Raw genomic sequence first — 6,798 nt, forward strand, 5'->3', positions numbered from 1 at the left:
ATCTAACCTCCACCTTTGTGATGAAGTCTAGTATAATGGAAATTGACTACATCAAAATATCCAGTTTTATTATTATCTATAGGGTCAGGAGGGGAAATATACGTGGATATGCTATTATTTCAACTAGAAAAAGATGGCGAAAAACCGCTCTATGATCAGCTTTATAGCGGCATTAAAGAAGCTATCATTACAAAGAAAATTGCAGTAGGAGAAAAATTGCCATCAAAAAGAAAATTAGCCGATTTTTTGAATATTTCTCAAACAACAATTGAAATTGCATACGCACAGCTACTAGCTGAGGGCTATATTATGTCAAAAGCACGCGTTGGATATTTCGTTGAGGAAATTGATGAGCTTCCCTATATTCAACAGGACACAGTTGCTTCTTTAAGTGAGCTGCCTAAGAAAAAAACATACAAAATAGATTTTAATCCTGCTTCTATTGATATTCATGCATTCCCCTTTCAAACTTGGCGCAAATATGCAAAAGAGCTTTTTGATGATGCTTCAAAGGAATTATTATTAACTGGTGAACCGCAGGGAGAGCTATCTTTACGTACTGAGATTGCAAATTATTTATACCAATCGCGCGGAGTTGTTTGTAGTCCTGAGCAAATAGTTGTGGGTTCAGGGACGGAGCAGCTCCTTCCAATGATTTTACGACTCTTTAATGATGACACTTACTTTGCCCTTGAAAATCCAGGTTATCCAGCCGTACATCGTATGTTTTCTCAGCATAAACGAAAGGTCTATCCAATTACTGTTGATGAAGAAGGGATCTTCATTCATGAACTCGAAAAAACGAGCGCTGACGTTGTATATATCACACCCTCTCATCAGTTCCCAACAGGTGCAGTATTGTCGGCTACAAGACGTGCACAGGCATTAAATTGGGCTGCTCAGAGTACCTCTCGTTATATCATTGAGGATGACTATGATTCTGAATTCCGTTATACTGGAAAACCAATTCCTGCTCTACATGCACTCGATCGAAACGATAAAGTCATTTATATGAGTACCTTTACAAAATCATTAATGCCATCCTTACGAGTTGCTTATTTTGTTCTCCCGCCAAAATTACTCGCAACCTATAATGACGTATTTAATTACTACTCCTCAACAGTACCTAGATTCGATCAACATATTGTTGCTAATTTCATGCGGGACGGTCATTTTGCCAAACATTTAAATAGGATGAGGAAAATTTATCGTAAAAAACATGATAAGCTTACTTCTATTTTAGAAAATTATTCTAAGCAAATTAAAATAACTGGAGAGCAAGCAGGGATGCATATATTATTAGAGGTACAGCATGAACTATCTGAAAAACATTTACAACAGCTCGCCTCTAATGCCGATATCGGTATTTATCCATTATCGGATTACCGCCTAGATCACACTGCAGCATCACAGCCACAATTTTTACTGGGCTTTGGAGGTATACCAGTACATGAAATAGAACATTCCATTGAGAAACTTATGGATTGTTGGGATATAAAAAAGCATCAATCACCCCCACGTTAATGTGGGCTGATTGATGCTTTTCAGTTATGATTCAATTAATTGAATATTATAATGTTCAAACCATGTATGAATTTGCCCTAAATAAGCCAAAAGTTGAGGACCTGCCATTAATTGCCCATACCAAGGAACTTTAAAAGAGCTGCCACCAGACTCAATTAGCTCAATAAGCTTCTGTCGTTCAAATAATTCATGAAGAATTGAATTTTTATCCTTCATTATTTCCCCTAGCCATTTTTGAACACCCGTCGTATAAAGTGGATGATAGGTTTTAGGATACGGATTCTTTTTACGATACAATACTTCTTTGGGCAATAGTTGGTCCATTGCTTTACGAAGTAATCCCTTTTCCATTCCACCTAAATTTTTCATTTCCCAAGGAATATTCCATGTATATTCCACAAGACGATGATCAGCAAATGGAACACGAACCTCAAGACTTGCCCCCATACTCATGCGATCCTTTCGTTCCAACAATGTTTGCATAAACCATACCATATTCAAATAGAACATTTCACGATGCCTTGCCTCTTCTACACTCTCCCCTTGTAGATATGGTACTTCCTTTATTGTTTGCGTATAAACATGCTGTACGTATGATTCAACTGCCAGTTTCTTACGCCATCGATCTTGTAGCATTGTTGTTCTTTCAGCTAGTGAACGAATCCAAGGAAAACCTGTTGTCGTCTCAGTAAACCATGGGTAACCTCCAAAGATTTCATCAGCACATTCACCTGATAAGGCAACTGTAAATTCCTTTTTAATTTCACGACAAAACCATAATAATGATGAATCTACATCTGCCATTCCTGGTGAATCTCTAACAATCACAGATTCCACTAACAAATCAATTAGTTGCTGTTGAGAGATTTCTTCAGCATGATGGTCAGTTTGAAATGTATTTGTCATTTGTTCAATCCAATAAGTATCTGTCGATGTTTGAAATGTATGCGGATTAAAAAAGCGCTCATTATCCTCATAATCTATAGAGTACGTATGAAGTTTATCTTTCCCTTGTTGCTGAAATCTGTTGGATGCAATGCCTGTAATAATACTAGAATCTAAACCACCTGATAGGAAGGTGCAAATTGGTACATCCGAAACAAGCTGTCGTTCAATTGCATCTGTCAGTAAAAAACGGACATGATCTACTGTATCTTCTAATGACTCATCATGATGCTCGCTCTGCAAGCGCCAATACTGCCAAATTCGTACACCTTCCCTTGAGAAGCGCATTGCATATCCCGGACGTAATTCATTAATATTTTGAAAAAGCGCCTTCCCTGGTGTTCGAGAAGGCCCTACAGCTATGATATTGGCTAATCCTTCTGTATTTACGGCTGCTTTTATCAGAGGATGTGCTAGCAGTGCTTTCACTTCAGATGCAAATAGCAAACCATCTTGTTGCTCTGTATAATACAAAGGCTTTACCCCAAGTCGGTCTCTACATAAAAATAGTGATTGTGATTGTTCATCCCATACCCCAAAAGCGAAAATACCATTAAAAAAATCTACACATTGCTCCTTCCATTCAATATAAGCTGTTAGCAAAACTTCCGTATCTGAATGTGTAGTAAATATATATCCTCGATTTTGAAGCTCCTTTCGTAATTCTTCTGTATTATAAAGCTCGCCATTGTATGTAATGACATAATTTGAACCTTCATGAACTTTAGTCATTGGTTGCTTGCCACCGATTAAATCGATAACGGCTAACCGTCGATGGCCAAATGCTATATGCTCATTACACCAAATATTTTCATCATCGGGACCGCGCTTTTTTAAAGTTTGCGTCATTAACTTGATGATTTCTTCACTTGTTCTTAAATCTTTTTGAAAGCTAGCCCACCCTGTAATCCCACACATTTAGCCACATCCTTTCGCCTATTAGCGTATGCAGTATTGCTCTAAAATGTGAAAAAGAACACGTAATAATTTACGTGTTCTTAAATGATTAAATTAAAATAAGCCGCCAACAAAGTCGGAGATACCACCCCATAAGTTGCCAAAGAAGTTACCGATACCTTGGAAGAATAATGAGATACCACTAGCACGCTCCACAGCCTCTGTAGTGACAACATCAGCTGTTAGTTCCTTACCATCAATGAAACCGTAATCAGTACCCTCTGAGCGCTCAATAACTACCTTTCCGACAACTGTATCCTTTTTAACCTCTGCTTCTAAACTCTTTTTATCTAATACTAGTTTCGGTTTATATAAATCTTTATCAGATGACTTCATCATAAAAGATACAGGCTCTTTTACAGCAATGGCTACTTTCTTTTCTTTCCCTTTCGTAACTTTTACGGTTTTCTGATCTTTAAACGCATACTTCGCTGGAATAATTTCTTGTTTTGAGAATTGTGAAAAACCATAGTTAAATAATTTAGCGGTTTCGTCGAATCGAGCTTTTTTTGATTCCTGCCCATTTGCATCTACAGCCTTCATAACAACAGAAATTAAACGAGTACCATTGCGCTCTGCAGTACCTGTAAAGCAATGTCCAGCAAAGTTTGTTGTACCCGTTTTTAATCCATCAACGCCTTGATATTGGTGCAATAATCCGGGCAGCATTAAGTTCCAGTTTCTCATTTCAATTCGATCATCTGTACCTTCACGGAACGTTTTTTCTGCAATTTTAGACGTTTCTAATACGTTTGGATGATCTTTAAGTAAATGATATGCTAATTTGGCTACAGATTTAGCAGGCATTACGTTTTCATCTGATGGTCCAGTGCCAGCTGGATGCATTCCAAATAAATCTGCATTGTTAAGTCCAGTAGAATTCACGAATTTATAGTCTTTAAGACCAAGCTTTTCAGCCTTTTTATTCATCAGCTTTAAAAACTCAGCTTCAGTACCTGCAATTGTTTCTGCAATACCTACTGTGGCAGCATTTGCTGAATAAATGGCCATTGCTTCATATAATTCACGGATTGTGTAAGTTCCATCTCTACGCAATGGTACATTACTTAACGCACGGTTTTGTGACATACGATACGTATAATCAGTTACATGATATTCCTGATCCCACTTAACTGTACCTGCATCAATTGCGTCCAATAACAGGTATTCTGTCATCATTTTTGTCATACTTGCAATACCTAGTGAAGTATCTGCATTTTGTTCATATAAAATTTTTCCTGAATCTGCGTCAATTAAAATCGCAGCATCCACATGTAGTCCTAAATCTGTTTCTGCATTTGCCTTCGCAGGAATACCTGCAAAAATACTAAATAACAAAACCGGAATTAGGAGCAAGCGTAATAGGGTGTTCATTGTCTTTTTCACCTTTAAAGCCCTCCAAAAAATAATCTTGTCCACGACATTTTATCATAGATAGTAACTTACGTGGGTACTCTCTAACATAAAAAAGCTCTCGAGCCATCTTTGTAGACGATTCGAGAGCATAAAAGTTGCTAGTAATATATTACATCGAATAATTCGGTGATTCTTTTGTGATTTGTACATCATGTGGATGTGACTCACGTAAACCTGCACCTGTCATTCGAACGAACTGGGCATTTTCACGTAAGAACTCTAAATTAGGCGATCCGCAATATCCCATACCTGCTCGAATACCACCAATAAGTTGATAAATTGTATCTGCTAGAGGTCCTTTATAAGGAAGTCTACCTTCAATTCCCTCCGGTACTAATTTCTTCGCATCTTCTTGGAAATATCGATCTTTTGATCCTTTTTCCATAGCTCCAATTGAACCCATACCACGGTAAACTTTGAAGCGTCGTCCTTGGAAAATTTCAGTTTCACCAGGTGATTCTGAAGTACCTGCTAGAAGTGAACCAAGCATTACAACATTACCACCCGCTGCAAGAGCCTTTACGATGTCTCCAGAGTATTTAATACCTCCATCAGCAATAATCGTTCTACCAAGCTCACGAGCCACTGTAGCGCAATCGTAAACAGCTGTAATTTGTGGTACACCTACACCAGCTACAACACGTGTAGTACAAATAGATCCTGGACCAATACCAACCTTAACTACATCTGCACCAGCTTCAAATAAAGCACGTGCACCTTCACCTGTTGCTACGTTACCAGCAATAATCTCTAGCTCTGGATACGCTTCACGGATTGAACGAATTGTTTGTAATACGCCCTCCGAATGTCCATGTGCTGTATCAATTACTACGATGTCAACCTGAGCCTCCACAAGCTTCTCTATACGTACCATCGTATCTTTTGAGACACCAACTGCAGCGCCTACTAATAAACGACCATGTATATCTTTTGCAGCGTTAGGGAATTCAATTACTTTTTCAATATCCTTAATTGTAATTAACCCTGTTAATTTACCTTCATCATCTACAATTGGTAGCTTTTCGATTTTATATTGTTGAAGAATTTTTTCAGCATCCTCTAAAGTCGTACCAACAGGAGCTGTAATCAAATCTTCTTTTGTCATAACATCTTCAATTTTTAATGAATAGTCAGAGATAAAACGTAAGTCACGGTTTGTAATAATTCCTACTAATTTTTGATTTTCCATACTATCAACAATCGGTACACCAGAGATTCGGTATTTACCCATTAAGTGCTCAGCATCGAAAACTTGGTGAGTCGGAGTTAAGAAGAATGGGTTTGTAATAACACCGTTTTCAGAACGTTTTACTTTTTCTACTTGTTCAGCTTGCTCATCAATTCCCATGTTTTTATGGATAATACCGATACCACCTTGACGTGCCATAGCAATTGCCATTTTAGACTCTGTCACTGTATCCATACCAGCACTAACCATTGGAATGTTTAATTTAATCTTTGGCGTTAGTTGAACTGATAAATCAACATCTTTCGGTAATACTTCGGAATGAGCTGGTACTAATAATACATCATCAAAAGTTAAACCCTCTTTGGCAAATTTAGTTTCCCACATTTTCGTAACGTCCTCCTATAGTTAAAAGAATATTAATTGTAAGATTAACAACGTGCCAAGCTACTGTCAAGAAACTTATAAAAGAAAGACAATTCAGATTTTTAAAGGAGGTAAATTTAGCAATTTTATTCCTTATAACTCTTTAAATAAATGATGATGATCCGTTCTAAATTTTAAAATCTTCTGTTTCATTTAGGATGTAAATACTATTTTGTACTCCGCTATATTTAGTCTTTTGGACAATTTTTATGAAAATGTTGATAGATTAGTAAAATTTTTCACTAAAAATAAAAAAACAGCCAGCATACAGCTGACTGTCTTTGCCTAGCGACGTCCTACTCTCACAGGGGGAAGCCCCCAACTACCATCGGCGCTAAAGAGCT

4 protein-coding genes are annotated in these 6,798 nt (G+C 37.4%); 1 reads left to right on the forward strand and 3 read right to left on the reverse strand.

Annotated features, from left to right (window positions below; translation table 11 throughout):
* Positions 1-102 precede the first annotated feature (102 nt).
* Entirely contained in the window at positions 103-1,524 is a 1,422-nt protein-coding gene (gene pdxR / locus AC2CGN_RS25025) for a MocR-like pyridoxine biosynthesis transcription factor PdxR (protein WP_484516886.1), read from the forward strand.
* A 24-nt stretch (positions 1,525-1,548) separates the two neighbouring features.
* Here the strand turns inward: pdxR and asnB are convergent, their stop codons facing one another.
* From asnB to guaB, 3 genes are all read right to left on the reverse strand, one after another.
* Entirely contained in the window at positions 1,549-3,387 is a 1,839-nt protein-coding gene (asnB, locus tag AC2CGN_RS25030) for an asparagine synthase (glutamine-hydrolyzing) (RefSeq protein ID WP_484516888.1), read from the reverse strand.
* Positions 3,388-3,480: 93 nt separating this feature from the next.
* Positions 3,481-4,812: a D-alanyl-D-alanine carboxypeptidase family protein gene (locus AC2CGN_RS25035; RefSeq protein WP_429989334.1), complete on the reverse strand. Its 1,332-nt coding sequence runs from the start codon at positions 4,810-4,812 to the stop codon at positions 3,481-3,483.
* A 139-nt stretch (positions 4,813-4,951) separates the two neighbouring features.
* A complete protein-coding gene (gene guaB, locus AC2CGN_RS25040) occupies positions 4,952-6,415 on the reverse strand; it encodes an IMP dehydrogenase (protein ID WP_286925828.1) in 1,464 nt (487 codons plus the stop codon).
* Positions 6,416-6,798 lie beyond the last annotated feature (383 nt).

Source organism: Lysinibacillus sp. DFXJR4, from assembly GCF_057196045.1.

What these genes read in the sequence shown, in the direction of transcription:
- guaB (WP_286925828.1), bottom strand. Translation starts at nt 6,415, where the DNA reads ATGTGGGAAACTAAATTTGCCAAAGAGGGTTTAACTTTTGATGATGTA.
- asnB (WP_484516888.1), bottom strand. Translation starts at nt 3,387, where the DNA reads ATGTGTGGGATTACAGGGTGGGCTAGCTTTCAAAAAGATTTAAGAACA.